Origin of the sequence: Streptomyces sp. NPDC048565, assembly GCF_040650935.1 — a bacterium.
GTDB lineage: Bacteria > Actinomycetota > Actinomycetes > Streptomycetales > Streptomycetaceae > Streptomyces.
This window is the reverse complement of record NZ_JBEZIH010000012.1, coordinates 1-26,317: the sequence shown is the minus strand read 5'-3', so window position 1 is coordinate 26,317 and position 26,317 is coordinate 1. Positions and strand designations below refer to the sequence as shown.

Below are 26,317 nucleotides of genomic sequence, written 5' to 3'. Positions count from 1 at the left end.
GGCGAAGCTACGCGGCGAGCTTGACCAGCGCGGCGTCGATGCGGGCGATCGTCTTCTCGCGGCCCAGGATCTCCAGGGACTCGAAGAGCGGCAGACCGACCGTGCGGCCGGTGACGGCGACGCGGACCGGGGCCTGCGCCTTCCCGAGCTTCAGGCCGTGCTTCTCACCGGCGGTGAGAACGGCCGTCTTGAGCGCGTCGGCGTTCCACTCGGCGGCGGTGAGCTCGGCACGGGCCGTGACCAGCAGGGCGTCGGAGCCCGCCTTCATGGCCTTGTTCCAGGACGCCTCGTCCTCGACCGGCTCGTCCAGGAAGAGGAAGTCGACGTTGGCCGTGATGTCCGAGAGAACCGTCACACGGGTCTGGGCGTGCGGGGCGATCTCGGCGAACTGCGCCGCGTCGAAGGCCTCGGGCGCCCAGGGGGCGAAGGGTGCCTTCAGCCAGGGGCCGCAGGCCTCGGTGAAGGTCTTCACGTCGAGCATGCGCAGGTGCTCGGCGTTGATGTGCTCGGCCTTCTTCAAGTCGAAGCGTGCCGGGTTGGCGTTGACGTCGCCGATGTCGAACGCGGCCACCAGCTCGTCGCGGCCGAAGATGTCGCGGTCCTCGGCGATCGACCAGCCGAGCAGCGAGAGGTAGTTGAGCAGCCCCTCGGGCAGGAAGCCGCGCTCGCGGTAGAGGTTGAGCGAGGCCTGCGGGTCGCGCTTGGAGAGCTTCTTGTTGCCCTCCCCCATGACGTACGGGAGGTGGCCGAAGGCGGGGGTGTCCTTGGCGATACCCAGCTCGGTGAGCGCCCGGTAGAGGGCGATCTGCCGCGGGGTGGAGGAGAGCAGGTCCTCGCCGCGCAGGACGTGGGTGATCTCCATCAGGGCGTCGTCGACCGGGTTGACCAGCGTGTAGAGGGGAGCGCCGTTGGCACGGACGATGCCGTAGTCCGGGACGTTCTCCGGCTGGACCGTGATGTCGCCGCGGACCAGGTCGGTGAAGGTGATCGCCTCGTCGGGCATCCGGAAGCGGACGATCGAGGTGCGGCCCTCGGCCTCGTACGCCGCCTTCTGCTCGTCGCTCAGGTCGCGGCAGTGCCCGTCGTAACCCGACGGCTTGCCGGCCGCGCGGGCGGCGTCGCGGCGGGCGTCGAGCTCCTCGGTGGTGCAGTAGCAGTGGTACGCGTGTCCGGCGTCCAGGAGCTTGTGGGCCACGTCCTTGTAGAGGTCCATCCGCTGCGACTGGCGGTACGGGCCGTGCGGGCCGCCGACCTCGGGGCCCTCGTCCCAGTCGAGGCCGAGCCAGCGCATCGAGTCGAGCAGCTGCTCGTAGGACTCCTCGGAGTCACGGGCCGCGTCGGTGTCCTCGATACGGAAGACCAGGGTGCCCTGGTGGTGCCGGGCGAAGGCCCAGTTGAAGAGGGCTGTCCTGACCAGGCCCACGTGGGGGTTACCGGTCGGGGAGGGACAGAAACGTACACGGACAGGTCCGTTAACCACGCTTGATCACCTTGTTGGTGAGAGTGCCGATGCCTTCGATGGTGACGGCGACCTCGTCGCCGACGTGCAGGGGTCCCACCCCTGCGGGGGTCCCGGTGAGGATCACGTCGCCCGGGAGCAGCGTCATGGCTTCCGTGATGTGGACGACAAGGTCCTCGACGGAGCGGATCATGTCGCTCGTCCGGCCGAGCTGGCGTTGTTCGCCGTTGACCGTGGCCTGGATGGCCAGGTTGCCGGGGTCGACGTCGGTCTCCACCCAGGGGCCGAGCGGGCAGGAGGTGTCGAAGCCCTTCGCCCGGGCCCACTGGCTCTCGCGCCGCTGGGCGTCACGCGCGGTGACGTCGTTGGCGCAGGTGTAGCCGAAGATGACGTCCTTGACGCGCTCGCGCGGGACCTCCCGGCACATGCGGCCGATCACCACGGCCAGCTCGGCCTCGTGGTGCAGCTCCTCGGAGAAGGAGGGGTACTCGATGGCGTCGCCGGAGCCGATCACCGAAGTGGTGGGCTTGAAGAAGGCGACGGGCACATCCGGGACCTCGTTGCCCAACTCGGCGGCGTGTTCCGCGTAGTTGCGGCCGATGGCCACGACCTTGTTCGGAAGCACGGGCGGCAGCAGCCGTACCTTCTTCAGCGGGACCTTGGTCCCGGAGAGCTCGAAGTCGCTGTACGGGATGCCCTTGATGATGTCGAGCACGAGGCTGTCGGGGCTGTCGCCCTCGACCGCGCCGAAGGCGACATTGCCGTCGATGGAGAACCTGGCGATGCGCACGGGATGCTGTCGCCCCTCACTTGCTGGCTGACTGAAGACTGACGCTCCAGGCTAGCGCCTCGCCGGGCGAGGCGCCCGCGCGGCGAGAGGGGGCCCTCAGCGCGTCACGCCGCGGGGGCGGCCGGGGCTTCCATGAGGATGGTGCGGCGCGGGTTGGCGGTCCGGGTGGGCAGGTCGACGCTGTGCTCCTGCCGCTCCGGCGTCTCCAGTGCTCCCGCGTCGTCGAGGTGCGCGAGCGTCGTGCGCCGGGGGTTGGCGATGTTGCGGAACGTCGTCGTCGTCTTCATCTGCCGTGTGCGTCCTTGCCGCTGGGGCGCTGCCCTGAGGTGCGCCGGTTGTCGGATTCGCTATCCCTGTAAAGCGCCAGGCTAAACATCCGATTCCCCGCCCCGGCCGGGATAAGACCACGATCATGATGTGAGTTTGCTCACGAAGTTGACGACAAAACGTCCATTCCAGGCAGTTGACCATGGGATGCAAAGCAGACAATACGGGGCTGAATCCACTATTCCGCTCCCGATCATGGCGTCTGGGACACCTGGCCCCCGCGCGGAACTCACCCGTAATCGTCCACTTTGACCGTGAACACGCTCCACACCTTGTTACTCAGCCATCACACCGTGTCACCCAGGTCACAGCCCGGTACGCGGGCCTTGTTGGAGATCCTCCACTGTGCTGGAATTCCACGCACCGCCGCGGGTTTCAGGCCCGGTGCGCAGGGGCGCAACGCAGCGCCGAGTGGCGGCGGGAGGGGGAAGTACGCCGGTCACTCACGACCACCATGGGGCGCGTCCAGCGCCCCACGACGCCGACACCGTCCGGTCGCGCCATGCGCGGAGGGACGCCTGGTCCAGAGGTTGCGACGCTAGTGCAGGGACGTTTCAAGAGGGATGGCATGGGGTCGCCCCAGCCCCGCCAGGGCCGAGGGGAAACTCCGGCGGATCAGGAGCCGCGCGGCGGGAACGACCGCGGCTCCTCGCCCCAGCACGCCCAGAATCCCGGCGCGGCGGGTGATGGCGGCGACCGCGCGCAGCGCTCCGGCACCCCGAGCCCCGGCGGTACGAGCGCAGGCACGGCGAGCGCCGGCGGCGCGGACACCACGCCGCCCCTCAAGCCGGCCGGCCCCACCACCGCCGGCTCACGGATCGCACTGCGCAACTGGCGCATCAGTACGCGTCTGGTCTCCCTGCTCGCCCTCCCCGTGGTCGCGGCGACCACACTGGGCGGGCTGCGGATCAACGAGTCCATGAACGACATGGACCAGCTGGAGCACATGCAGCTGCTCAGCCAGATGACCAAGAAGGCGACCGCGCTCGCCACAGCGCTCCAGGACGAGCGCGACAAGTCGGCAGGCCCGCTGACCAACGGCGTGAAGGCCACCGACTACAAGGTCACCCAGCCCCGGGAGCGCACCGACCGCGCCAGGGACGCCTTCTTCGAGGCGACCGACCAGATCGGCAACACCCCCGGCGACGCGGCCCTGGACAGCATCCACTCGAGCGTCAGCCAGATCGGCAACCAGCTGGGCGCCATCACCAGCATCCGTAAGGACGCGTACGCGGGCGAGAGCCCGAGTCTCAACACCATCGACCAGTACAGTCAGCTGATCACCTCGCTGCTGAGCCTTTCGCAGGACATGGCGCAGGCCACCAGCAACCCGGAAATGATCAAGCGAACGCGTGCGCTGGCCGCCTTCTCGTCCTCGAAGGAGTACGCCTCCGTCGAGCGCGCCATCATCGCCGCGGCGCTGCCGGGCGGCGACAGCAACGAGACGCACCTGAACGACAACGACCAGGCGTACGGGCGCAACGCGCTCAGCAAGGCGAGCACGACCCTCAAGACGTTCGAGACGACCTACGAGTCCACCGGCAAGAGCTCCACCGAGCTGCTGGCACCGCTGGACAACGGTAATCCCGAGATCACCGCCGCCGACATGTACGCGAAGAAGGTGCTCGACAGCCCGCTGGGCATGGAGGGCAGCGGCAAGGCCCGCACGTACATGGACTGGTACGACCAGAGCTCCAACAAGATCCAGGCCATGAAGACCATCGAGGAGACGCTCCTCGGTGAGATGGAGAGCAAGGCCCGCGAGCTCAAGGAGGAGTCGCAGCGCGAGGCGATCATCAACGGTGCGATCATCCTGATCGTCCTCGGGGTGTCGCTGGTCGGCGCCTTCGTCGTGGCCCGGTCCATGATCCGCTCGCTGCGCCGGCTCCAGGAGACCGCGACCCGGGTCGCCCAGGACCGGCTGCCCGAGCTCGTCAAGCAGCTCTCCGAGACGGACCCGCAGGACGTCGACACCTCCGTCGAGTCGGTCGGTGTGCACTCCAGGGACGAGATCGGCCAGGTGGCCGCGGCCTTCGACGACGTGCACCGCGAGGCGGTCCGACTGGCCGCCGAGCAGGCGCTGCTGCGAGGCAACGTCAACGCGATGTTCACCAACCTCTCGCGCCGCAGCCAGGGCCTGATCCAGCGCCAGCTCTCGCTCATCTCCGAACTGGAGTCCCGCGAGGCCGACCCGGACCAGCTGTCCTCGCTCTTCAAGCTCGACCACCTCGCGACCCGTATGCGCCGTAACGGTGAGAACCTCCTCGTCCTCGCGGGCGAGGAGCCCGGCCGCCGGTGGACCCGGCCCGTGCCACTGGTCGACGTGCTCCGTGCCGCCGCCTCCGAGGTGGAGCAGTACGAGCGCATCGAACTGGCCGCGGTGCCCGCCACCGAGGTCGCGGGCCGCGTCGTCAACGACCTCGTGCACCTGCTCGCCGAGCTGCTGGAGAACGCCACGTCGTTCTCCTCGCCGCAGACGAAGGTCCGGGTCACCGGTCACGCGCTGCCCGACGGCCGTGTGCTCGTCGAGATCCATGACACCGGTATCGGCCTCTCCCCCGAGGACCTGGCCGCGATCAACGAGCGGCTCGCGTCGCCGCCCACCGTGGACGTCTCGGTCTCCCGCCGCATGGGCCTGTTCGTGGTCGGCCGGCTGTCCCTGCGTCACGGCATCCGTATCCAGCTGCGGCCCTCCGACTCCGGCGGCACGACCGCGCTGGTCATGCTGCCCATGGAGGTCGCGCACGGCGGCAAGCAGCCGCCGTCGAAGCAGGGGCCGCAGGCCGGTACCCCCGGTGGACTCCTCGCGGGTGCGGGTGCTCCCGCCGCCGGCGGCGGTCAGCGTCCCGGGCTCGCCGGCCCCACGCAGGCTCCCGCCAAGGGTCTTGCATCGGGCGCCCCGCGCGGCCAGGTCGGTGCGGGTTCGTCCGCCCGGGCCGCGCTGCCCTCGCGTGATGTCGGACAGCGTCAGCCGCAGCAGGGCCAGGGACCCGGCCGGCAGAACCCCGGGCTGCCCACCCGTGGCGGCCAGGACGCTCCTCCGCCGCGTCAGGGCGGCGGCCTCGCCGGCGCCTTCGCCGGCGGTGCCCGCCCCGGCGCACGCCCCCCGCAGGACCCCTCGGGCGGTGCGGACTCGGGCCGGCCCAACCTCTTCGGCCACTCCGGCCCGCCGAGCGGCCCGCCCGCACGGCAGACTCCGCAGTCCCAGCAGGCTCAGCTCGGCCAGGGCGGTCCGCAGCAGTCCGGCGGCCCCGGTGGTGCCGGCGGCCCCGGCGGCCCCGGTCGCCAGCTGCCGCCCGTGGGCGGCCCCCGGGCCGAGCTGCCCGGCGGCAACCCGCAGCCCCAGCGCCCGCAGAGCACGAGCTGGGGTGTCGAGGAGCAGGGTGCTCCCCGGCGTACACAGCCGGACTCGCCACGTGGTCACGAGGAGCACGACGCCGGTCGGTTCGCCCGGCCCGGCACCTCCGCACCGAACCAGCCGTTCAGCCCGCCCGACCAGTCGTTCAGCCCGCCGATGGACGACCGCCAGGGCCCGGGCTCCACCTCGGAGTTCGCCCGTCCTGACTACTCCGCTCCGCCGGCGCCGCAAGCGCCGCAGGCACCTCAGGCACAGGACCCGGCGGGCACCGCGCAGTTCGCCCGCCCGGACTTCAACGCCCCACTGCCACAGCGCGACCAGGACTTCGGCAACCGGCCCCAGCAGGACCAGGGCTTCCGTGCCCCGGCCCCGCAGGGCGAGCAGGGCTTCGGCAACCAGCGCCCGCTGGACGACGGCTTCGGTGGCCAGCAGCGTCCGCAGGACGACGGCTTCGGCAACCAGCGCCCGCCGCAGGACGACGGCTTCGGCAACCAGCAGCGCCCGCAGGCTCCCGAACCGCGCCGCGACGACAACGCCGACTTCGGCGCACCGCTGCCGCCGGCCGGTCCAGGTGACGGACGTACACCGCTGTACGACACGCTGGAGACGAACTGGTTCCACGGACCGCAGCAGGGCGGCCAGCAGCCGCCCGCCGCGGAGCCGCCGGCACCGGCCGCTCCCCAGCCCGCCGACATACCGCCGCCGCCCATGCCCAGGCGTGGTGCGGCCGACACCGGGGTCACCAGTTCCTGGCGCGCCTCACCCAACGACGACCTCGTACGCCAGGCGGAACGGGCGAAGAAGCCCGCCGCCGGCGGCATCACGACTTCCGGACTGCCCCGCCGTGTCCCACGTGCCAATTTGGTGCCGGGCACTGCTCAGCAGCAGAATCATCAGTCCGGACCTCAGGTTTCGCGTGCGCCGGATGACGTACGCGGCCGTCTGACCAATCTCCGCCGGGGCATCCAGCAGGGACGACAGGCCAACACAGGCTCGTCTACCGGCAGTTTCCAACTCGGCCCCACTCACCAGCAGGAGCGTTAGTTGAGCCCCATGAGTCAGGCCGCGCAGAATCTGAACTGGCTGATCACCAACTTCGTGGACAACACCCCAGGGGTGTCCCACACGGTGGTGGTCTCAGCGGATGGCCTGCTGCTGGCGATGTCCGAAGGTTTCCCGCGCGACCGCGCCGATCAGCTGGCGGCTGTCGCCTCCGGTCTGACGTCGCTCACCGCGGGAGCCTCACGGATCTTCGAAGGCGGCGCCGTGAGCCAGACTGTTGTGGAGATGGAGAGAGGTTTCCTCTTCCTCATGTCCATCTCCGACGGTTCGTCACTCGCCGTCCTTGCCCACCCGGACGCGGACATCGGTCTGGTCGGGTACGAGATGGCACTCCTCGTCGACCGTGCGGGGACCGTCCTCACCCCTGACCTCCGTGCCGAACTACAAGGAAGTCTGCTGCACTAGACGGCCATGCGGCAGACACTTGACGCGATCCCCCCAGGTACTACTCAAAACCCTCACCCGTCCGGCCGACACAGCCCCTCACCGGCCACCTTCAGACGGCAAGCCGACATCCTGCTGTCACGCCCGGAGGATTTATGACCCCGCCACCCGCCTCACCCGATCCGTACGGCGCGCTGCATCACGCGTCGTACGACGGTGAAGGCGACCAGCCGTTGGTCCGTCCCTACGCCATGACCGGCGGCAGGACCCGGCCGCGCTATCAGCTCGCGATAGAGGCACTGGTCAGCACCACAGCGGACCCCGCCCACCTCGGGACGCTGCTCCCCGAGCACCAGCGGATCTGCCACCTGTGCCGCGAGGTCAAGTCGGTGGCCGAGGTCTCGGCCCTGCTGTCCATGCCCCTGGGCGTGGCCAGGATCCTCGTGGCTGACCTGGCGGAAGCCGGCATGGTGGCCATCCACCAGCCGGGCAACGGAGAGGCCGGCGGCGCGCCGGATGTGACACTGCTCGAAAGGGTGCTCAGTGGACTTCGCAAGCTCTAGTGGCGGTACGGCCCGCGCCACCACTTCGGCGAAGATCGTGGTGGCAGGGGGCTTCGGCGTGGGTAAGACCACGTTTGTCGGTGCCGTTTCGGAGATCAATCCGCTGCGCACCGAAGCCGTGATGACGTCCGCGTCCGCGGGCATCGACGACCTGACACACACCGGGGACAAGACCACCACGACGGTGGCCATGGACTTCGGACGCATCACCCTGGACCAGGACCTGATCCTCTACCTGTTCGGCACCCCCGGACAGGACCGCTTCTGGTTCATGTGGGACGACCTGGTCCGCGGCGCCATCGGCGCCGTCGTCCTCGTCGACACCCGCCGCCTCGCCGACTGCTTCCCCGCCGTCGACTACTTCGAGAACAGCGGCCTGCCCTTCGTCATCGCCCTCAACGGCTTCGACGGACACCAGCCCTACACACCCGACGAAGTACGCGAAGCACTCCAGATCGGCCCCGACGCCCCGATCATCACGACGGACGCGCGGCACCGCGCCGACGCCAAGAGCGGCCTGATCACCCTGGTCGAACACGCACTCATGGCCCGGCTGAAGTAGTCGTAAGTCGGTAGCGATCTACGGAAGTTGTTGTAGTCACACGGGGGCGGCCTGTGTCGTCCGACACGATCCGCCCCCGTGTTCATAACATTTCGAAAGAGAATTGAAGGCGCATCGATACCCGCAGCACACGGCCGGTACCGCTGCGCTCATACGAGCCTCGCCTTTTGGCGGGGCTCGCTCTTTATGCCCGTTTTATCGGAGGTGACTCACAGCCGGAATCAATCATTCCGACTGTTTGGAACGCGACCGGTCCCCGTGCTGCAATGCCTCGAACTACCCAGTAGTACGGCCCCTGAACGATAATCCGGCACAGCGTAGGTGCCGACGCCGAGAGGTTGTTGGTCGAGTGAGGCGAAGCAACGAGGGCTCCGCGGCGCAGCCGGAGCGGGGCAACTTCACGCCGCCGCGCGCCACGCTGCCCCCGCCCGCGGACACGTCGTCCGTGGCGGAGCCGGCAGGTGGCAGCACCAGTCGGCTGTCCCCGCGTAACTGGCGGGTGCCCACCCGGCTGAACGCGATCCTCCTGATTCCGGCCCTCGTCGGTCTGGTCATGGGCGGCTTCCAGGTGAAGGGGTCGATCGACACCTGGAACGAGGCCCAGGAGGCGGAGAAGACGGCCCTCGTCGTCCGCGCGGCCGCGGCGTACGGACAGGCACTGCTGAACGAGCGCGACCTCACCGCCGTACCTCTTCTGTCCAACGAGCGCACCGCCGCCGAGGTGGAGAAGGTGCGGGCCACCACGGACGGCGCCGCGGCGAAGTTCGACGCCGCCGTGCAGGACATGCCGGACAAGGCGGGCCTCCACCGCCGCCTGAAGCTGTTCAAGGCGGAGGAGCCGCTCCTCCCCGACCTGCGTAAGTCCGCCTACGCCGAGGCCATGGACCCGGTGAAGACGGAAGAGGGCTACACCTCGGTCCAGCACTCGCTGATGGAGTTCTCCAACGAGCTCGGCCTGGGTACCGGCAACATCACCAGCTACGGCCGGACCGTGTACGCGATCGAGCTGGCCAAGGCCGCAGAATCGCTTCAGCGCTCGATCGGCACGCATCTGCTGGTGCGCCCGAGCCAGGAGGAGCGCCACTTCAACGGCCAGGTGACGGCGTTCAGCTCGTACAACTATCTGGAGCAGATCGCCCTCGGTGAGTTCGTCTCCGGTGGTACGGAGGCCGACTCGGCACGCCTCAAGGAGGTCATGGCCGGCAAGGCCGCCGAGGGTGCGGAGCAGCTCAAGGCCGCCAAGGCGCAGGCCAAGGCGGCCGGCAAGCCCTTCGTGACGCCGCCGAGCGTCGACGGTTCCGTCTTCGACGGCATGGCCCAGCAGATCGGCCAGGGCAAGCAGCCCGACGAGCTCAAGGCCAAGGGCATCACTCCCGAGACCTGGATGGCCGCTGCCACCGCCAAGTTCGACGGCTACACGACGGTCGAGAACGAGCTGGTCGACAAGGCCGTGGCCGAGGCCGCGGAGATCTCGTCCGATGCCAGGAACGACGCCATCACCAACGCGGCGATCGTGATCGTCTCGCTGCTGGCGGCCTTCATCATCGCCGGTCTCATGGCCCGCCAGATGAGCCGCTCGATGCGCCGGCTGCGTACGGCCGCCTTCGGCATCGCCGAGCAGCGGCTGCCGATGCTGGTCGACCAGCTGTCGCGGACCGAGCCCGGCCGGGTCGACACCCGGGTGCAGCCGATCCCGATCAACAGCCAGGACGAGATCGGCGAGGTCGCCCGCGCCTTCGACCAGGTGCACCGCGAGGCCGTCCGGCTCGCCGCCGAGCAGGCCATGCTGCGGGGCAACGTCAACGCGATCTTCACCAACCTCTCGCGCCGCAACCAGTCACTCATCGAGGGTCAGCTGACCCTCATCACCGACCTGGAGAACAACGAGGCCGACCCGGACCAGCTGGAGACCCTCTTCAAGCTGGACCACCTGGCCACGCGTATGCGCCGCAACGGCGAGAACCTCCTCGTCCTCGCGGGCGAGGAGCCCGGCCGCCGCTGGAACCAGCCGGTGCCGCTGGTCGACGTGCTGCGGGCCGCCTCCTCCGAGGTGGAGTCCTACGAGCGCATCGAGCTCACCGGGGTGCCGGAGACCGACATCCACGGCCAGTCCGTGACCGACCTCGTGCACCTGCTTGCCGAGCTGCTGGAGAACGCCACCACGTTCTCCTCGCCGCAGACCAAGGTGCGGGTCACCGCGACCCGGCTGCCCGACGGCCGCGTCATGGTCGAGATCCACGACAAGGGCATCGGTCTCACCGCCGAGGACTTCGCGGACATCAACCACAAGCTGGCCAACCCGCCGACCGTGGATGCCGCCGTGTCCCAGCGGATGGGTCTGTTCGTGGTCGGCCGACTGGCCGACCGGCACGGCATCCGCGTCCAGCTGCGCCCCTCGGGCGAGCAGGCGGGCACGACCTCGCTGGTCATGCTGCCCGACGCGATCACCCACGGCGGCGGCGGCGGCGAGGGGATCGCACAGGACGACTTCACCGTCTCCTCGATCATGCCCGAGCAGCAGCAACAGCCGGCGTTCGACCCGAGGCCACAGCAGCTTCCGATGCGCACGGCGGCGGAGCTCGGCTTCGACGACTCCCGGTACGAGACCTCGGTGGCGGACTCTCCGCAGCTGGACCCGGTCAACCGTTCGCTCATGCGTGAGGAGCGGCGGGCCGCGCTGGAGGCGCAGGCGGGCGGCGAGCCGGCGTTCCAGGACGAAGGCGCGGGACAGCGGCAGGGCTACTCCCAGGAGCAGTACGCGCCGGAGCAGCAGTACGGCCAGGAGCAGTACGGCCAGGAGCAGCAGCAGTACGCCCCCGAGCAGTTCGCCCCTGACCAGCGGCAGGAGTTCACGCAGCCCGGTTACGAGGGCGGCTACGACCCGTACGCCACGGGCAACGGCTACCAGGATCCGCAGCAGAACGGCCAGAACGGTTATACGGAAGCCACGTACGCCGTTCCGGACGGCGGGCAGGAGCAGTACGCCGGCTCCTTCGCTTCGCAGGACAGCCCTTCCCACCAGGGCGACTGGGCAGCACAGGGCGGCTACCAGGGGGCCTTCGAGCCCGTGGCGCAGCCCGAAGCGGAGGCTGCCGCGAGCTCTCCCGCGCAGACCGAGGACCGCGTAGGCTTCGAACGCCCGGGGCCCGCCCCGAGCCCCGGTCTCGACCTGACCGACGCGGGTCTCCCTCGGCGCGGTGCGGGCCAGCAGCACTGGCAGCCCACCGGCCGCGGAAACGAGCGGCCCGCCGCACCCGAGCAGCGGGAGCAGCCGCAGGCGCAGCAGGAAGAGCCGCAGCAGCAGGCTGAGCACGCCGAAGGGGAGAGCCCCGACGACTGGCGCTCGGCGAACGACGAGCGCTGGGAGCGGGCCGAGCAGCTCCGGGATCCGAAGGCGGGCGGGATCACTCCTTCCGGACTCCCCCGGCGCGTGCCCAAGGCCAATCTGGTCGAGGGCACGGCGGAGCAGACCCAGCAGGGCGGCCCACAGGTCTCCCGCGCACCCGAGGACGTACGGGGCAGGTTGAGCAACCTGCGCCGGGGTGTCCTGCGGGGACGTACCGCGGGGTCGGACACAAGTAATACCTACAACCAGGAGCGTTAGTGTGAGCCCGATGAGCCAGGCGGCGCAGAATCTCAACTGGTTGATCACCAACTTCGTGGACAACACCCCTGGGGTGTCGCACACGGTGGTGGTCTCCGCCGACGGACTCCTGCTGGCGATGTCCGAAGGTTTCCCGCGCGACCGCGCCGATCAGCTGGCGGCTGTCGCCTCCGGTCTGACGTCGCTCACCGCGGGAGCTTCACGGATCTTCGAAGGCGGCGCCGTGAATCAGACCGTTGTGGAGATGGAGCGAGGATTCCTCTTCATCATGTCCATCTCTGACGGATCTTCACTCGCCGTTCTTGCCCATCCGGACGCCGACATCGGCCTGGTTGGGTATGAAATGGCACTTCTCGTGGACCGTGCAGGAAGTGTCCTTACCCCGGATCTGCGCGCCGAACTCCAGGGAAGTCTTCTTAACTAACAGACAGACAGTGCGTTTCTCGTCACCGCGCCATAAGGTGCGGTGGCGCGATACCACTGGGATGGCGAACGGCAGGCGGAGGAGGAAACGTGGCAGCACCCACAGGCGGACACCCGTACCAGGGCGGTCAGCGGGTTCCGGGTGAGCAGGGTGACAACCGTTTCGACAACCCCTCCATGACCGGCAGACAGGGCCCGCAAGAGCCTTACCAGCCGTATCAGCCCTACCAGCAGCCCCAGCAGGGCGGCTGGCAGCAGCAGCCGCAGCAGCCGGGCCCGGGGTGGCCGCAGCAGCCTCACCACCAGCAGCCGCCTCACCACCAGCAGCAGCCTCACCACCAGCAGCCGCCGCAGCAGCATCAGCCGCCGCAGCGGTACGAGGCACCGCCGTCCCGCATCCAGCCCGTGCAGCGGCAGGCCCCTCAGCCCGCCAAGCCCGCGACGCACAACCCGCTGGTCCGTCCGTACGCCATGACCGGCGGCCGGACCCGGCCGCGGTACCAGCTCGCCATCGAGGCACTGGTCAGCACCACGGCAGATCCCGCCAGGCTGCAAGGGCAGCTGCCCGAGCACCAGCGGATCTGCCGGCTCTGCATCGAGATCAAGTCGGTGGCCGAGATCTCGGCCCTGCTCTCGATCCCCCTCGGCGTTGCCCGGATCCTCGTCGCCGACCTGGCCGAGGCCGGACTCGTCGCTATCCATCAGCCCGGCGGCGACGAGACCGCCGGCGGCCAACCAGATGTGACACTGCTCGAAAGGGTGCTCAGTGGACTTCGCAAGCTCTAGCGGCGGAGCGGCCCGCTCCACTACCTCGGCGAAGATCGTGGTGGCAGGGGGCTTCGGCGTGGGTAAGACCACGTTTGTCGGTGCCGTTTCGGAGATCAATCCGCTGCGCACCGAAGCCGTGATGACGTCCGCGTCCGCGGGCATCGACGACCTGACACACACCGGGGACAAGACCACCACGACGGTGGCCATGGACTTCGGACGCATCACCCTGGACCAGGACCTGATCCTCTACCTGTTCGGCACCCCCGGACAGGACCGCTTCTGGTTCATGTGGGACGACCTGGTCCGCGGCGCCATCGGCGCCGTCGTCCTCGTCGACACCCGCCGCCTCGCCGACTGCTTCCCCGCCGTCGACTACTTCGAGAACAGCGGCCTGCCCTTCGTCATCGCCCTCAACGGCTTCGACGGACACCAGCCCTACACACCCGACGAAGTACGCGAAGCACTCCAGATCGGGCCGGACACCCCGATCCTCACCACGGACGCGCGGCACCGCGCCGACGCCAAGAGCGGCCTGATCACCCTGGTCGAACACGCACTCATGGCCCGGCTGCGCTGACCTCCCGGCCACATCCCGGCGCACGGCGAAGGCCCCGTATTCCTCGGAGGAGGAGTACGGGGCCTTCGTCGCGCTGGGCCCGGTGGGCCGTGGAGCGGCCTGTCCGGCCGCTCTCAGCCCTGCCAGCTGTGCGGAGCACGGAATCCGGGGGTGCGCTCCAGTCGGCGCCATCCGGCGGTGGTACGGCCGCGGTGGGCGGGCTCGTCGGTCCTGGCTGCCGCACGGGCGAGCAGCACCGCGGTGATGGCGGCCAGCTCCTCGGGGCCGGCCTGGCCCTTCTCGACACGCAGGACTGAATCGGCGGGGGTGACGCTCATGGATGTCTCCGTCTTCGTGGGCAGGTGGGTCACGGTACGCGGGCGGGGTCGCCGCGGCGGCCGCGACTACTGCGGGGGGTTGCCGTGCTTGCGGGACGGCAGGTCGGCATGCTTGTTGCGGAGCATGGCGAGCGAGGCGATCAGTACCTCGCGTGTCTCGGCGGGGTCGATGACGTCGTCGACCAGGCCGCGCTCGGCCGCGTAGTAGGGGTGCATCAGCTCGGCCTTGTACTCCTTGACCATGCGGGCCCGCATGGCTTCGGGGTCCTCGGCGTCGGCGATCTGACGGCGGAAGATGACGTTGGCGGCGCCCTCGGCGCCCATCACGGCGATCTCGTTGGTGGGCCACGCGTAGGTGAGGTCGGCGCCGATGGACTGGCTGTCCATGACGATGTACGCGCCTCCGTAGGCCTTGCGCAGGATCAGCGAGATCCTCGGCACGGTGGCGTTGCAGTAGGCGTAGAGCAGCTTCGCGCCGTGCCGAATGATCCCACCGTGCTCCTGATCGACGCCGGGGAGGAAGCCGGGTACGTCCAGGAGAGTGACGATGGGGATGTTGAAGGCGTCACACATCTGGACGAATCGCGCGGCCTTCTCGGACGCCTCGATGTCCAGGACACCGGCCAGCGCCTGCGGCTGGTTGGCCACGATGCCGACGACCTGGCCGTCGAGCCGGGCCAGGGCGCAGACGATGTTGCGGGCCCAGCGCTCGTGGACCTCCAGGAAGTCGCCGTCGTCGACGAGCTCCTCGATGACCTTGTGCATGTCGTACGGGCGGTTGCCGTCGGCCGGAACCAGGTCCAGCAGGACGTCGCCGCGCCGGTCGGCCGGGTCGTCGCTGGGGACGACGGGCGGGTTCTCCCGGTTGTTGGACGGGAGCATGCCGATCAGGTAGCGGACCTCGGCGATGCAGGTCTCCTCGTCGTCGTACGCGAAGTGCGCGACGCCCGAGGTCTCGGCGTGCACATCGGCGCCGCCGAGGCCGTTCTGGGTGATCTCCTCGCCGGTGACCGCCTTGACGACGTCAGGGCCCGTGATGAACATCTGCGAGGTCTCGCGGACCATGAACACGAAGTCGGTGAGGGCGGGGCTGTAGGCCGCGCCGCCGGCGCACGGGCCGAGCATCACGCTGATCTGCGGGATGACACCTGAGGCACGGGTGTTGCGCTGGAAGATCCCGCCGTATCCGGCGAGCGCGCTCACGCCCTCCTGGATACGGGCGCCGGCTCCGTCGTTCAGCGAGACCAGCGGGGCACCGGCCGAGATGGCCATGTCCATGATCTTGTGGATCTTCGTGGCGTGCGCCTCGCCGAGCGCCCCGCCGAAGATCCGGAAGTCGTGCGCGTAGACGAAGACCGTCCGCCCGTCGACCGTGCCCCAGCCGGTGATGACACCGTCGGTGTACGGCTTCTTGGCCTCCAGGCCGAAGCCGGTCGCCCGGTGCCTGCGCAGCTGCTCGACCTCCTTGAACGATCCCTCGTCCAGCAGCAGCTCGATGCGTTCCCGTGCCGTCAGCTTGCCCTTGGCGTGCTGCGCCTCGGTCGCCCGGTCGCTCGGTCCACGCCGGGCCTGCTCGCGCAGCGCCAGCAGTTCGGCCACCCGGCCACGCGTGTCACTCGGCTCGCCCGGGATTTCGTCCACAACGGTCATACGTCGACCCTACGAACCCGGTCGCACAAATCTGCCGTCCACACCGGACAGTCTCCTGCCCGGTTTCCTGGTGGCACCTGACAGAAGCCGGGCGTCATGCATCCCATCTGCCAGCTCCCAGGGCTTGTGCGTTGTAGGCCTTCGACAAAGCAGGGAGTGTGGCCCCGGCCACATGGCACTCCGCGCGCCACGCCGCGGATCCACCGGGGCGGGCGACCCCGGGGCACCGCAATTGGCCCCCGGAGGTCCCCGGCCCCGGGTCAGGCAGACGGTACCCGCATACGGCCGGGCCGCCGGCCGCCGACGCGTTCAGTACCTGTTCACTCCATGCTCCCGACGATCGACCAGGCGTGGCCAAACGCCGCCCGACGACGTCGAGTTGTGAAGAACAATGACTTCTTGAGAGCGCTCTCAGTCCTAACTCTTGACGCCCACCGGAGGCATCGCGAGAGTGGTCGCACCGCAGGCAGCCCCACCGCTCCATCTCCCCGCACCACTCCTGTCCCTGTCTGCCACCCCCCACACCTCGGGAGTTCCTTCGTGATTTCGCGCAGAATGTTCCTGACGGGCGCCGCCGCCTCCGCGACCGCTCTCACCTACCCCCTCTGGGGCAGCTCCCTGAGCCCGCGTACGTCGGCAGCCGCCGCGACCTGCGAACTGGCCCTGGAGAACCGCTCGTTGCCCGGCACGGTGCACGCGTATGTCACCGGCCACGAGCAGGGCACGGACGCCTGGGTGCTGCTGCGGCCCGACGGCAGCGTCTACCACCCGGAATCCCCCGCCGAGGCGCAGACCCCGCTGCCCGTGGACTGCGCCATCCCGCTGAACGCCGCGGGCGGCGACCCGGTCGTCCTGACCCTGCCCCAGATGTACGGGGCGAGGGTCTACTTCGTACGCGACGACAAGCTGGACTTCTACGTCAACCCGGGCCCGTCCCTGGTCGAGCCGGCCTTCGCGACGCCCACCGACCCGAACTACGGCAGGACCTGGTCGTTCTGCGAGTTCACCTTCAATCCGGAGCAGCTGTACGCGAACATCAGCTATGTCGACCTGGTGACGGCGCTGCCGATCGGGCTGACGCTGGACGGCGACGAGAGCCACACCGTGGCACCGCTCCCTGACGGCGCGGTCCAGCGCATCGCCGACGACCTCACGGCCCAGGCCGCCGCCGACGGGCAGCCCTGGGACGAGCTGATCACCCGTGGCGAGGACGGGGAGGTCCTGCGGGTCATCTCGCCGCAGAACCTGATGGCGCCGTTCTTCGACCGCCCGGACGAGATGCCGTTCCGCGATCTGTTCACCGCGCAGATCGACGAGGTCTGGGAGAAGTACAGCTCCACCGACCTGCAGATCGACCTCCAGGGCGGCCGCGGCACCCTGACGGGCCGGGTCAACGGCGACACGCTGACCTTCGACGGAGGCCACACGTTCGTCAAGCCGACGTCGAAGGACATCTTCACCTGCAACCACGGTCCCTTCACGAACGACCCGGCCGACTCGGACGACAAGAAGGCACTGCTGGCCAGGATCGCCGCGGGCTTCAACCGCTCGATCATGCTGAGCCACCCCAGCCAGCCGAACGGCACATCGGTGGAGGACTACTACAAGGAAGCGGTGACCAACCACTGGTCGCGCGTCGTCCACGCGAACTCGCCGATCGGCTACGCCTTCCCGTACGACGACGTACGCCCGGACGGCGAGCCCGACGTGTCGGGTGCGGCGCACGACGGCAACCCGCAGCGCTTCACGGTGAGCGTGGGCTCCTGACCCTTCCCCGCCCCTGCTCCTGCCCGTGATGCCGTGCCCGCCCGCCGCCCTTCCCGGCGGGCGGGCACGGCCGCGTCCTCCACCCGTACGGCCCCGTCAGGCCTGCACCGGCGGCCCTCTCGGCGGAACGTTGCAAGATGCCCTCCCCTCACGAGACACCGGCCGGCGGTCCCGGCGACTCCGGCCGCCCGGTCCTCCTCCACGGCCTGCGCCTGATCGACGGCACCGGCAGCGCCCCGGTACCGGACGCGGCACTGCTGATCGAGGGGGCCGTCATCCGCTGGGCCGGCCCCGCCGCACACCTGCCCGCGGACCTCAGCCCGCCGACGCGCCTGGACCTGGGCGGCCGGACGGTGTGCCCCGGCTTCATCGACACCCATGTGCACTTCGCCCTGCCGGGCCCGGCGGGCAACCCCCTGCAAGGCCTGCTCGAACTGCCGACCTACCGGACCCTGAAGGTCCTGGACCGGCTGCGCGTCACCCTGGAGAACGGGGTGACGACCGCCCGGGACCTGATGGGCCTGGACGCGGGCTTCCGGCAGGCCGTGGCGGAGCGGAGGGTCCCCGGACCCCGGCTGCTGGTCTCGGTCACCATGCTCAGCCAGCGGGCCGGCCACGCCGACTTCACCCTCGCCGGAGGGATCGACGGACTCGCCGTGGCCGTGACCTTTCCCGAGAGCCCACGCAGCCTGGTCGGTTCCGTCGACGACATGCGCGCCCGGGTCCGTGACCTGGTCGCGGCGGGCGCCGACTGCGTCAAGCTCGCCAGCAGCGGCGGGGTGACCTCCCCGCACGACCAGCCCGAGTGGCTGGGTCTGCGCCCCGAGATGATCCGGGCGGCGGTCGAGGAGACCCAGGCCTACGGCGGTCTGCCGGTCGCCGCGCACGCCATCGGGCGGCCCGGCATCGAGGCCGCCGTCCACGGGGGTGTGACCAGCATCGAGCACGGTTACGCCCTGGACGACGAGCTGCGGGCGGAAATGGTGGCGAGGGGCCAGTATCTGGTGCCCACGCTGCTGGAGACGACCCAGGACCTGGACCCGGCGCGCACGTCCCCATCGGCGTACGAGAAGGGGGTGCGCTGGCACCGGATCGCCCAGGAGTCGGTCGCCAGGTCGGCGTCGGCGGGGGTCAGGATGGCGATGGGCACCGACAGCGGCCTGGCGGTCGGACACGGCCGCAACCTCCAGGAGCTGGGGCTGCTCGTGGACATCGCAGGCCTGACGCCCATGGAGGCGATCGTGGCGGCGACAGGGGACGCCGCGCGGCTGTGCGGTGTCGACGAGGTCACCGGCACCCTGGTGGCCGGCCGGGCGGCCGATCTCGTGGTCACGGACGTCGACCCCCTGTCCGACATCGCGTCCCTGGGCGAGCCTGCCCACATCCTGGCCGTGCTGAAGGAGGGCCGGATCGCCGTCGACCGCGCCGGCGTCCTCGGCGACAGCGTCCTGCCCGCCCTCTGCCCCTGAGCCGCAGGCCTGGACCGTCGCCACCACGACGCACGAGGTGCCCCGTCCCCGTCATGCCGGGGACGGGGCACCTCGTGCGTACGGAGCGGCTCAGCAGCCGCCGCAGTTGTAGTACGTCACGTCCCAGTGGTTGCCCTCGTCCGCGTAGACGTTGCCGGAGCCGGACTCGTACTGCGCGGCGCCGTCGCCGCGCTGCCCGATGTAGGTGAACACGCCCGTCACGTAGTTCGTCAGGCAGGTGCTCTTGCCGAAGTCCAGCTTGTAGCCGTTCCAGTGCGAGTACGTGCCGTCGGCGTGCCCGGTCTCGGTGCCCCCGGTGATGTTGAGCGCGCAGCCCGTGGCGCTCTTCAGGGTCTGGGCGCCCTGGGCACTGGCCAGGTTCAGCTGGTCGAAGGACGTGCAGGTGGAGACGTTCCGGTCGGAACAGCCGCCCGATGACGACCAGGTGACACCGGAGGAGGTGAAGCGCGAGGTCGCCTCGGAGTGGGTCAGCTTGGTGGCGGCATGCGCCTCGGTGGCGCCACCGCCCAGGATGCCGACGCCGGGCGCGAAGAGCGCGCCGAGCACGAGGGCGAGAGCGGCGAGAGCGGAGCGGAGTCGGGGACGGGTCTGCATGGGGGGAGTCCTCCTGCTCATGACAATGGATGGCAGGAAGATAGTGCCCCAGCTCTACGCGCGTCCGCCAGGGGTTCACCCGCCCCCTTCCACGGAACTCAGAACGACCATGAACACAGATGTTGAACTTTGAACAAAAGAGGCCTACAGTCAAAGTCGTTGAAGGTTAAACCAAAGCCGAAGGTTGAAGCTTCGACGCCCACCCGTCTGAATCCATTCGTCCGAATCCACTCGTCCGAATCCGTCCCCCGAGGAGGAGCCATGGCTCTGTTCAACCGCAAGAACAACGACGCCCCGTCCACCACCGCCACCCTTGCCGTGGACCCGGCGCTCGCCGCCCTGACCGGCACCTACACGATCGACCCGGCACACAGCAGCATCGGCTTCACCGTGCGGCACGCCATGGTCACCAACGTGCGGGGCTCCTTCGGTGAGCACGAGGGCACCCTCGCGCTGGACGGCACGGACCCCGCCGCCTCCACCGCCTCCATCGACGTCAAGATCGCGAGCGTGGACACCGGCATCGCCGACCGCGACGGCCACCTGGTCAGCGGCGACTTCTTCGACGCGGAGACATTCCCGCTGATGACGTTCCGCTCCACCTCCGCCGAGCAGCTCGGCGGCGAGAGCTACCGCGTCACCGGCGACCTCACGATCAAGGACGTCACCCGCCCGCTCTCCATCGACCTGGAGTTCAACGGCACCGCCACCGACCCCTACGGCAACCAGCGCGTCGGCTTCGAGGGCAGCGCCGAGATCCTGCGCTCCGACTGGGGCCTGACCTACAACGCGGCGCTGGAGACCGGCGGCGTACTGGTCGGCGACAAGATCAAGCTGAACTTCGACATCTCCGCGATCAAGAGCGCCCCGCAGTCCTGACCCCTGGCACCAACCCCTGCCCCGAGCGCGCCCGCCGGCCTCTCCTCCCGGAGAGACGGCGGGCGCTCGGCTGGGCACCCAGGCCTGACATCACTACGCGGAGTTACGGAAGCGTACTTCTCAGGGGTGCGCTTCAGTACGCTTCAGTACGCTTCCGTGAACAATCCGAGCGCCCTCCGGTCACCGCACTCGGCGGCGGAGCTTCAGTGCGTTGTCCGTGCGGGTGGTGGGGTTGCCGTCCGGGTCGTTCTGGATGCGCTCGTGCTCCTCGCTGAGCAGCACCTCCCACTCCCCTTCCGGCAGTTCGAGGGACGCCAGCACCTCGTCCGTGGTGGGCAGGTGCATGTCCGCGTGGTCGTGCTCCCAGGACGGGAAGCCCGCGTGCCCGACGATCAGGAGTACGCCGCCGGGCGCGACAACCGCGGCCGCCCGGCGCAGGATCTCCTCCCTGGGCAGGTCGCCCATCGAGTGCAGGAACTGGGCGGAGACCAGGTCGTACTCCCCCTCGGGGAACGAGGCCCCCAGGTCGTGCCACTGCCAGTCGACCCGGTCGGCGACCCCGGCATCGGCCGCGTGGACCGCCGCCCGCTCCAGGGCGACCCGCGAGATGTCGGTGGCGGTGACCCGCCAGCCGGACCGCGCGAGCCAGACCGCGTCGGCGCCCTCGCCGCACCCGAGGTCAAGGGCGCGCCCGGGCTCGACGCCCTCCACTTCCCTGACCAGGACGACGTTGGGGTTTCCGCTCCAGATCCGGTCGCTCTCGCGGTAGCGGTCGTCCCACATCTCGGCGTCGGTACGGGTGCTGTCGGTGGTCATCGTGTCTCCTGAAGTCCGTGACGGCGGTCCCCGAGCACACGCTCGGTGACCTGGCGCTCGGCCTCGGCCGAGAAGGGCGCGCGGCGGGCGTCGACCGCGCAGCCGGTGTCGTCGGTGACGAGGTCCATGTTGATCATCGAGGCCGCCTTCAGGCCGGCAGCGGCGGCACCGACGACCTGCTCCATGAGGTTGGCGACGTTACCGGCCACCCACACACCGGGCACGTCGGTGGCCCCGGCGGGGTCGGCCGCGATGTACGTACCGATGATCTGGTCACCCATCGCCATCTCGGTCGGCACCAGGCCCAGGCTCTCCAGGACCGCTGACCGTGCGGTGAAGCGGGGCTGGACCACGAGCGCCTCGCGCGGGATCACCGTGCCCCCAGCCAGCCGCACACCGGTGACCTTGTCCTCGGCCACCTCCAGCGCGGCCACCTGACCGTCGACCACGGAGATGCCCCGGGCGGCGAGCTGCTCGTACTCCTCGTCGCTGAAGTCGGGCTGGTCGTGCCGGAACAGCGTCACGTCGTCCGACCACTGCCGCCAGAGCAGTGCCTGGTGCACGGCCATGGGGCTGACCGCCAGAATGCCGATGGCCTGATCCCGCACCTCCCACCCGTGGCAGTACGGGCAGTGCAGCACCTCGTTGCCCCAGCGCTCGGCCAGGCCCTTCACATCGGGCAGCTCGTCGACGATTCCGGTGGTCACGAGCAGGCGACGGGCGTGGACGGCACTCCCGTCCTCCTGCACGACGCGGAAGCCGTCGGCCAACTTCTCGGCCGACACGACGCTTCCCCGGACGATCTCCGCCCCGTAATCCGCCGCCTCGGCCCTGCCGATGGTCAGCAGCTCCGAGGGCGGGGTGCCCTCCCTGCCCAGGTAGTTGTGCACGTGGGACGCCGGCGCGTTGCGCGGGCTGCCCGCGTCGATCACGAGCACGGAACGCCGCGCCCGCGCCAGGGCGAGCGCCCCGCTCAGCCCGGCGGCTCCACCACCGATCACCACGACGTCGTACCGCTGATTCTTCTCGCTCATGCGGAGCACCTCCTGTTATTGGAGATGGTGCGCGCACGAGTCCTTTTCGACAAACCTGCTTGCCGAATCAGCAAACTCGCACCACACGATCTTCCCTGGATCCCGCTCCCCTACCCCCCACGCATCGGCCAGCGCCCCGACCAGCGTCAGCCCACGCCCGCCCTCCGAGTCGGGCAGCAGGGGATGACGGGCAGACCCCTCCGGGACCACGCCGCCCCCGCTGTCGTGCACCTCGATCCGGAGCACGCCGCCCCAGGTGAGCTGCACACGGAAGCCCCGCCCTGGCGGGACTCCATGGACCAGCGCGTTGGTCGCGAGTTCGCTCACGCAGAGCAGTACGTCATCGGCATCCACCTCGCACGCCCAGTCGATCAGGGCCTCCCGGACGAACTGACGCACGAGGGGCACGGACCTGCGCTCACGGCGGTAGAACGCCTCGCGGAAGGCGGGGAGTTGTGTTGATTCGTTCACAGGACGACTGTCACAGGACGTCACTACTGTGGGTCACCGCGTCAGGTCGTACACCGCGTTTGTACGAGCCCTGACGGGTCCGGCGGGGTTCGCGTACGGGGAGAGGCACTTCATGCACTCGGCAAAGAGGAACAAGCGGGTCACGTCCTGGCATGTGATCGGCGCCCAGCTCGCCGCGTTCCGCCGCGCGGCCGGCCACACCCAGACATCACTGGCCGACCGGTTCTGCGTCGGCGAGGACACGATCGCCTCGATCGAGCAGGGGCGCCGCCCACTCCAGGGGGACTTCGCGGCGCAACTGGACGAACTGCTGGGCACCAAGGGTGTGTTGCGAGTCGCGGTGGCGAAGGTGCCGCAGCGGGAGCGATTCCCGGCGTTCGTGCAGGACTTCGTGGAGTACGAACAGGAGGCGGTGACGCTGCTGTCGTACGAGACTCAGGTAGTGCCGGGGCTTCTACAGACCGAGGAGTACGCACGAGCGGTTTTCACGAGCCTCTACCCGCCCCCGGAGGGTGGCGAGCTGGAGGAGCAGATCTCCGCACGTCTCGACCGGCAGCGGGTGTTCGACCGTAAACCCTGGCCTATGACCAACTTCCTGATCGAGGAGTCCATCCTTGCCCGGCCTCTCGGAGGCCGGTCCGTGCTGCGCCAGCAGATCCCGCATCTGCGACGATGCGCGGAACTCCCCTTCCTGGGACTCCAGATCATGCCCACGAACCGTGAGACCCACGCCGCTCTCGACGGCCCGATGGTGCTGCTGGAGACCCCCGACCACGACCAACTGGCGTATATCGAAGGGCAGCACGTCAGCATCCTGATCGACGACCTCGATGAGGTCAGCGCGCTGCAACAGAAATATGGGATGCTGCGTTCGCAGGCCATTTCCCCCGAGGAAAGCATGCGCCTACTGGACGACCTGGCTGGAGAGTCATGACGCGCGCAGCACACGACACATACCTCACCTGGTTCAAGTCCAGCTACAGCGCCAGCGGCAACTGCCTGGAAGTCGCGTACGACTGGCACAAGTCCAGCTACAGCGGCAGCAAGGGCGGCAACTGCGTCGAGGTCGCCGCGCACCCCTCCGCCGTGCACATCCGCGACTCCAAGGTCACCGACGGCCCGGTCCTCACCGTGCCCCCGGCCGCCTGGGCCACTTTCGTCGCGTCCGCCGCCTGAGGCGCCGCCTCCCCCTCACCACTCCTCTCTCGCCGAACCCTGCCGTATCTCTGTACGCGCGTGGGCACGCCGTGTACGGTCTCGACCCGATGGCTCATGGGAGCGCTCCCACCATCCGCGCTCCCCTGCCCTCGCACCGATTCCGCTTCGCACGAGCACGAGGAGGACGCATGAAACACCTACGCGCCTTGTTGGCGACCTGCGCGACGATCCTCTGCCTCACGGCAGCATCCCTCTCCACGCAGGCGTCGGCATCGGCCGCCGACGGCACCCCCGTGGACGTCAACGGCAAGCTTCACGTCTGCGGCGTGAACCTGTGCAACGAGCACGACAACCCCATCCAGCTCCGGGGCATGAGCACGCACGGCATCCAGTGGTTCAGCGAGTGCTACAACGACGCATCCCTGGACGCGCTGGCGAACGACTGGAAGTCGGACCTGTTGCGCGTCGCCATGTACGTACAGGAGGACGGTTACGAGACCGACCCGGAGGCCTTCACCAACCAGGTGAACGACCTCGTCGACGCGGCCGAGGCCCGTGGCCTCTACTCCCTGATCGATTTTCACACGCTCACCCCCGGCGACCCCAACTTCAACCTCGACAACGCCAAGACGTTCTTCGCGTCCGTCGCCGCCCGCAACGCCGACAAGAACAACGTGATCTACGAGATCGCCAACGAGCCCAACGGCGTGAGCTGGTCGGCCATCAAGGACTACGCCGAGCAGGTCATCCCGGTGATCCGGGCCGCCGACCCGGACGCGGTCGTCATCGTGGGCACCCGCGGCTGGTCCTCGCTGGGGGTCTCGGACGGCTCCGACGAGAGCGAGGTCGTCAACAATCCTGTCAACGCCACCAACCTCATGTACGCCTTCCACTTCTACGCCGCGAGCCACGCGGACTCCTACCGCGACACGGTGAGCCGGGCGGCATCACAACTGCCGCTGTTCGTGACCGAGTTCGGCACGGTGAGCGCCACCGGTGACGGAGCGGTGGACCAGGCGGGCACCACGGCGTGGCTGGACCTGCTCGACCAGCTGAAGATCAGCTACGCGAACTGGACGTACTCCGACGCCCCCGAGGGCAGCGCGGCGTTCCAGCCCGGCACCTGCGCCGGCGGCGACTACAGCAGCGACGGCGTGCTGACCGAGTCCGGCGTACTGCTCAAGAACCGGATCAGCGCTCCCGACGACTTCCCCACCAGCTGACCCGGGCGCCGGCCGCAAACCACCCCACCTCACCCCCACTCCCCCCACGCGGAGGCACACGTGCGCATCCCTCTCCCCCACTTACCACGCCGGCCATGGGCGGCTGCCCTCACGGCCGCGGTACTGCTGACATCCGGCTTCACGGCAACGACCGCAAGCAGCGCGGAGCCGGCCACATCCCCCACCACCCTCACCCCCTCGTCCCCCACCGCCCTGTCCCCCGCCGCGGAGTGCGGCAGCGCGGTGATCTGTTCGGACTTCGAGGACCAGGCCGGTCCCACCCCGTCCGGCGACTGGCAGTTCACCGCGCCCGACTGCGAGGGCACCGGCACAGCCGCTGTCGACACCGAGGTCGCGCACAGCGGCAGCCGGTCACTGCGCATCGACGGCCGGGCCGGCTACTGCAACCACGCCTTCGTCGCCGCCGCCGCGGACCTGTCATCGGCCGGTCCGGTGGTGTACGTACGCATGTGGGTGCGGCACACCACCGCCCTCCCTCCCGACCACGTCGCCTTCGTCTCCCTGCCCGACGCATCCCAGGACGGACGCAGCCTGCGCGTCGGCGGCCAGAACGGCGCGTTGCAGTGGAACCGGGAGAGCGACGACGCCACGCTCCCGGCGCAGAGCCCGGCCGGTGTCGCGCTGAGCAAGCCCTTGCCGACGGACACCTGGCAGTGCCTGCGCTTCGCGATCGACACCACGGCCCCCGCCCTCGACACCTGGCTCGACGACGAACTCGTCCCGGGCCTGCACGCCGACGGTGACCCCACACCGGACATCGACCAGCAGTGGCTCGTCAACACCACCCCGCCCCGGCCCACCGCTCTGCGGCTGGGATGGGAGAGCTACGCGACCGGCGACGACACCCTGTGGTTCGACGACGTGACCGTCGACTCCACCCCCGTCAACTGCTGACCGACGCCCCGACGGCCCCTCGGGGCGGTGGGGGGGGGGGGGGGGGGGGCCCCCCCCCCCCCCCCCCGCCCCCCCGGACTCGAGGAGAAACAGCGCCCCAGACCACGACAGCCAGCGCCACCC

Annotated in this window: 22 protein-coding genes and 2 pseudogenes; 15 read left to right on the top strand and 9 right to left on the bottom strand. The window is 69.5% G+C overall.

Translation table 11 applies throughout. The features are described 5' to 3' along the window. Positions 1–7: 7 nt before the first annotated feature. The 3 genes from gltX to AB0C75_RS16385 all read right to left on the bottom strand — a co-directional run bounded on the left by gltX (position 8) and on the right by AB0C75_RS16385 (position 2,536). A complete protein-coding gene (gene gltX, locus AB0C75_RS16395) occupies positions 8–1,480 on the bottom strand; it encodes a glutamate--tRNA ligase (protein ID WP_362891242.1) in 1,473 nt (490 codons plus the stop codon). Then, a complete protein-coding gene (locus AB0C75_RS16390; protein WP_362891240.1) occupies positions 1,473–2,249 on the bottom strand; it encodes a fumarylacetoacetate hydrolase family protein in 777 nt (258 codons plus the stop codon). The genes gltX and AB0C75_RS16390 overlap by 8 nt, the downstream gene beginning before the upstream one ends. A 104-nt stretch (positions 2,250–2,353) precedes the next feature. Next, positions 2,354–2,536, bottom strand: coding sequence for a hypothetical protein (locus AB0C75_RS16385; RefSeq protein WP_362891238.1), 183 nt, complete (start codon positions 2,534–2,536; stop codon positions 2,354–2,356). Between the two features lie 608 nt (positions 2,537–3,144). On the opposite strand from AB0C75_RS16385, the gene AB0C75_RS16380 reads away from it, so the two are divergent. The 8 genes from AB0C75_RS16380 to AB0C75_RS16345 all read left to right on the top strand — a co-directional run bounded on the left by AB0C75_RS16380 (position 3,145) and on the right by AB0C75_RS16345 (position 13,880). Beyond that, complete coding sequence (locus AB0C75_RS16380) at positions 3,145–6,978, top strand: nitrate- and nitrite sensing domain-containing protein (RefSeq protein ID WP_362891236.1); 3,834 nt, start codon at positions 3,145–3,147, stop codon at positions 6,976–6,978. Continuing rightward, on the top strand, positions 6,979–7,401 hold the full coding sequence (locus AB0C75_RS16375; protein ID WP_003966009.1) for a roadblock/LC7 domain-containing protein: 423 nt from the start codon (positions 6,979–6,981) through the stop codon (positions 7,399–7,401). Positions 7,402–7,535: 134 nt separating this feature from the next. After that, positions 7,536–7,943: a DUF742 domain-containing protein gene (locus AB0C75_RS16370; RefSeq protein WP_003966010.1), complete on the top strand. Its 408-nt coding sequence runs from the start codon at positions 7,536–7,538 to the stop codon at positions 7,941–7,943. Beyond that, a complete protein-coding gene (locus AB0C75_RS16365; protein WP_015611636.1) occupies positions 7,924–8,505 on the top strand; it encodes an ATP/GTP-binding protein in 582 nt (193 codons plus the stop codon). The genes AB0C75_RS16370 and AB0C75_RS16365 overlap by 20 nt, the downstream gene beginning before the upstream one ends. Before the next feature lie 349 nt (positions 8,506–8,854). After that, entirely contained in the window at positions 8,855–12,109 is a 3,255-nt protein-coding gene (locus AB0C75_RS16360; protein WP_362891234.1) for a nitrate- and nitrite sensing domain-containing protein, read from the top strand. Positions 12,110–12,119: 10 nt separating this feature from the next. Then, on the top strand, positions 12,120–12,533 hold the full coding sequence (locus AB0C75_RS16355; protein WP_006127847.1) for a roadblock/LC7 domain-containing protein: 414 nt from the start codon (positions 12,120–12,122) through the stop codon (positions 12,531–12,533). Positions 12,534–12,622: 89 nt separating this feature from the next. Then, a complete protein-coding gene (locus tag AB0C75_RS16350) occupies positions 12,623–13,318 on the top strand; it encodes a DUF742 domain-containing protein (protein ID WP_362891232.1) in 696 nt (231 codons plus the stop codon). After that, positions 13,299–13,880: an ATP/GTP-binding protein gene (locus AB0C75_RS16345; protein WP_362891230.1), complete on the top strand. Its 582-nt coding sequence runs from the start codon at positions 13,299–13,301 to the stop codon at positions 13,878–13,880. The genes AB0C75_RS16350 and AB0C75_RS16345 overlap by 20 nt, the downstream gene beginning before the upstream one ends. A 113-nt stretch (positions 13,881–13,993) precedes the next feature. Here the strand turns inward: AB0C75_RS16345 and AB0C75_RS16340 are convergent, their stop codons facing one another. Together AB0C75_RS16340 and AB0C75_RS16335 are read right to left on the bottom strand one after the other, a co-directional pair. Then, a complete protein-coding gene (locus AB0C75_RS16340) occupies positions 13,994–14,197 on the bottom strand; it encodes an acyl-CoA carboxylase subunit epsilon (protein ID WP_362891228.1) in 204 nt (67 codons plus the stop codon). 66 nt (positions 14,198–14,263) lie between these two features. After that, positions 14,264–15,847 (bottom strand): acyl-CoA carboxylase subunit beta, encoded by a 1,584-nt coding sequence (locus AB0C75_RS16335; RefSeq protein WP_104789386.1) that lies wholly within the window; start codon positions 15,845–15,847, stop codon positions 14,264–14,266. A 555-nt stretch (positions 15,848–16,402) separates the two neighbouring features. Here AB0C75_RS16335 and AB0C75_RS16330 point away from each other — a divergent pair. Both AB0C75_RS16330 and AB0C75_RS16325 read left to right on the top strand, forming a co-directional pair. Further along, a complete protein-coding gene (locus AB0C75_RS16330; protein WP_362891517.1) occupies positions 16,403–17,614 on the top strand; it encodes a glycoside hydrolase family 64 protein in 1,212 nt (403 codons plus the stop codon). A gap of 137 nt (positions 17,615–17,751) precedes the next feature. After that, complete coding sequence (locus tag AB0C75_RS16325) at positions 17,752–19,083, top strand: amidohydrolase family protein (protein WP_362891226.1); 1,332 nt, start codon at positions 17,752–17,754, stop codon at positions 19,081–19,083. A gap of 90 nt (positions 19,084–19,173) precedes the next feature. Here AB0C75_RS16325 and AB0C75_RS16320 read toward each other — a convergent pair whose 3' ends face one another. Further along, entirely contained in the window at positions 19,174–19,698 is a 525-nt protein-coding gene (locus tag AB0C75_RS16320; RefSeq protein WP_362891224.1) for a hypothetical protein, read from the bottom strand. A gap of 261 nt (positions 19,699–19,959) precedes the next feature. On the opposite strand from AB0C75_RS16320, the gene AB0C75_RS16315 reads away from it, so the two are divergent. Continuing rightward, entirely contained in the window at positions 19,960–20,577 is a 618-nt protein-coding gene (locus tag AB0C75_RS16315; protein ID WP_362891222.1) for a YceI family protein, read from the top strand. Positions 20,578–20,757: 180 nt separating this feature from the next. On the opposite strand, the gene AB0C75_RS16310 is transcribed toward AB0C75_RS16315, so the two are convergent. From AB0C75_RS16310 to AB0C75_RS16300, 3 genes are read right to left on the bottom strand one after another with little or no spacing between them, the layout of a single operon-like run. After that, a complete protein-coding gene (locus tag AB0C75_RS16310; protein ID WP_362891220.1) occupies positions 20,758–21,393 on the bottom strand; it encodes a class I SAM-dependent methyltransferase in 636 nt (211 codons plus the stop codon). Then, positions 21,390–22,427 (bottom strand): NAD(P)/FAD-dependent oxidoreductase, encoded by a 1,038-nt coding sequence (locus tag AB0C75_RS16305; protein ID WP_362891218.1) that lies wholly within the window; start codon positions 22,425–22,427, stop codon positions 21,390–21,392. The genes AB0C75_RS16310 and AB0C75_RS16305 overlap by 4 nt, the downstream gene beginning before the upstream one ends. Positions 22,428–22,442: 15 nt before the next feature. Beyond that, positions 22,443–22,898: an ATP-binding protein gene (locus AB0C75_RS16300; protein ID WP_362891216.1), complete on the bottom strand. Its 456-nt coding sequence runs from the start codon at positions 22,896–22,898 to the stop codon at positions 22,443–22,445. Positions 22,899–23,010: 112 nt separating this feature from the next. On the opposite strand from AB0C75_RS16300, the gene AB0C75_RS16295 reads away from it, so the two are divergent. The 4 genes and pseudogenes from AB0C75_RS16295 to AB0C75_RS16280 form a co-directional block, all read left to right on the top strand. Beyond that, positions 23,011–23,832, top strand: coding sequence for a helix-turn-helix transcriptional regulator (locus tag AB0C75_RS16295; protein WP_362891214.1), 822 nt, complete (start codon positions 23,011–23,013; stop codon positions 23,830–23,832). Then, a complete protein-coding gene (locus AB0C75_RS16290) occupies positions 23,829–24,074 on the top strand; it encodes a DUF397 domain-containing protein (RefSeq protein WP_362891212.1) in 246 nt (81 codons plus the stop codon). The genes AB0C75_RS16295 and AB0C75_RS16290 overlap by 4 nt, the downstream gene beginning before the upstream one ends. Before the next feature lie 266 nt (positions 24,075–24,340). Further along, positions 24,341–25,279 (top strand): annotated as a pseudogene (locus AB0C75_RS16285) (glycoside hydrolase family 5 protein); the annotation flags it as partial. Between the two features lie 180 nt (positions 25,280–25,459). Continuing rightward, positions 25,460–26,194: pseudogene (locus tag AB0C75_RS16280) on the top strand (cellulose-binding protein); the annotation flags it as partial. Positions 26,195–26,317 lie beyond the last annotated feature (123 nt).

Coding starts and splice junctions, on each gene's coding strand:
- AB0C75_RS16385 (WP_362891238.1), bottom strand. CDS start 2,536: ATGAAGACGACGACGACGTTCCGCAACATCGCCAACCCCCGGCGCACG.
- AB0C75_RS16380 (WP_362891236.1), top strand. CDS start 3,145: ATGGGGTCGCCCCAGCCCCGCCAGGGCCGAGGGGAAACTCCGGCGGAT.
- AB0C75_RS16370 (WP_003966010.1), top strand. CDS start 7,536: ATGACCCCGCCACCCGCCTCACCCGATCCGTACGGCGCGCTGCATCAC.
- AB0C75_RS16355 (WP_006127847.1), top strand. CDS start 12,120: ATGAGCCAGGCGGCGCAGAATCTCAACTGGTTGATCACCAACTTCGTG.
- AB0C75_RS16340 (WP_362891228.1), bottom strand. CDS start 14,197: ATGAGCGTCACCCCCGCCGATTCAGTCCTGCGTGTCGAGAAGGGCCAG.
- AB0C75_RS16335 (WP_104789386.1), bottom strand. CDS start 15,847: ATGACCGTTGTGGACGAAATCCCGGGCGAGCCGAGTGACACGCGTGGC.
- AB0C75_RS16330 (WP_362891517.1), top strand. CDS start 16,403: ATGTTCCTGACGGGCGCCGCCGCCTCCGCGACCGCTCTCACCTACCCC.
- AB0C75_RS16325 (WP_362891226.1), top strand. CDS start 17,752: ATGCCCTCCCCTCACGAGACACCGGCCGGCGGTCCCGGCGACTCCGGC.
- AB0C75_RS16320 (WP_362891224.1), bottom strand. CDS start 19,698: ATGCAGACCCGTCCCCGACTCCGCTCCGCTCTCGCCGCTCTCGCCCTC.
- AB0C75_RS16315 (WP_362891222.1), top strand. CDS start 19,960: ATGGCTCTGTTCAACCGCAAGAACAACGACGCCCCGTCCACCACCGCC.
- AB0C75_RS16310 (WP_362891220.1), bottom strand. CDS start 21,393: ATGACCACCGACAGCACCCGTACCGACGCCGAGATGTGGGACGACCGC.
- AB0C75_RS16305 (WP_362891218.1), bottom strand. CDS start 22,427: ATGAGCGAGAAGAATCAGCGGTACGACGTCGTGGTGATCGGTGGTGGA.
- AB0C75_RS16295 (WP_362891214.1), top strand. CDS start 23,011: ATGCACTCGGCAAAGAGGAACAAGCGGGTCACGTCCTGGCATGTGATC.
- AB0C75_RS16290 (WP_362891212.1), top strand. CDS start 23,829: ATGACGCGCGCAGCACACGACACATACCTCACCTGGTTCAAGTCCAGC.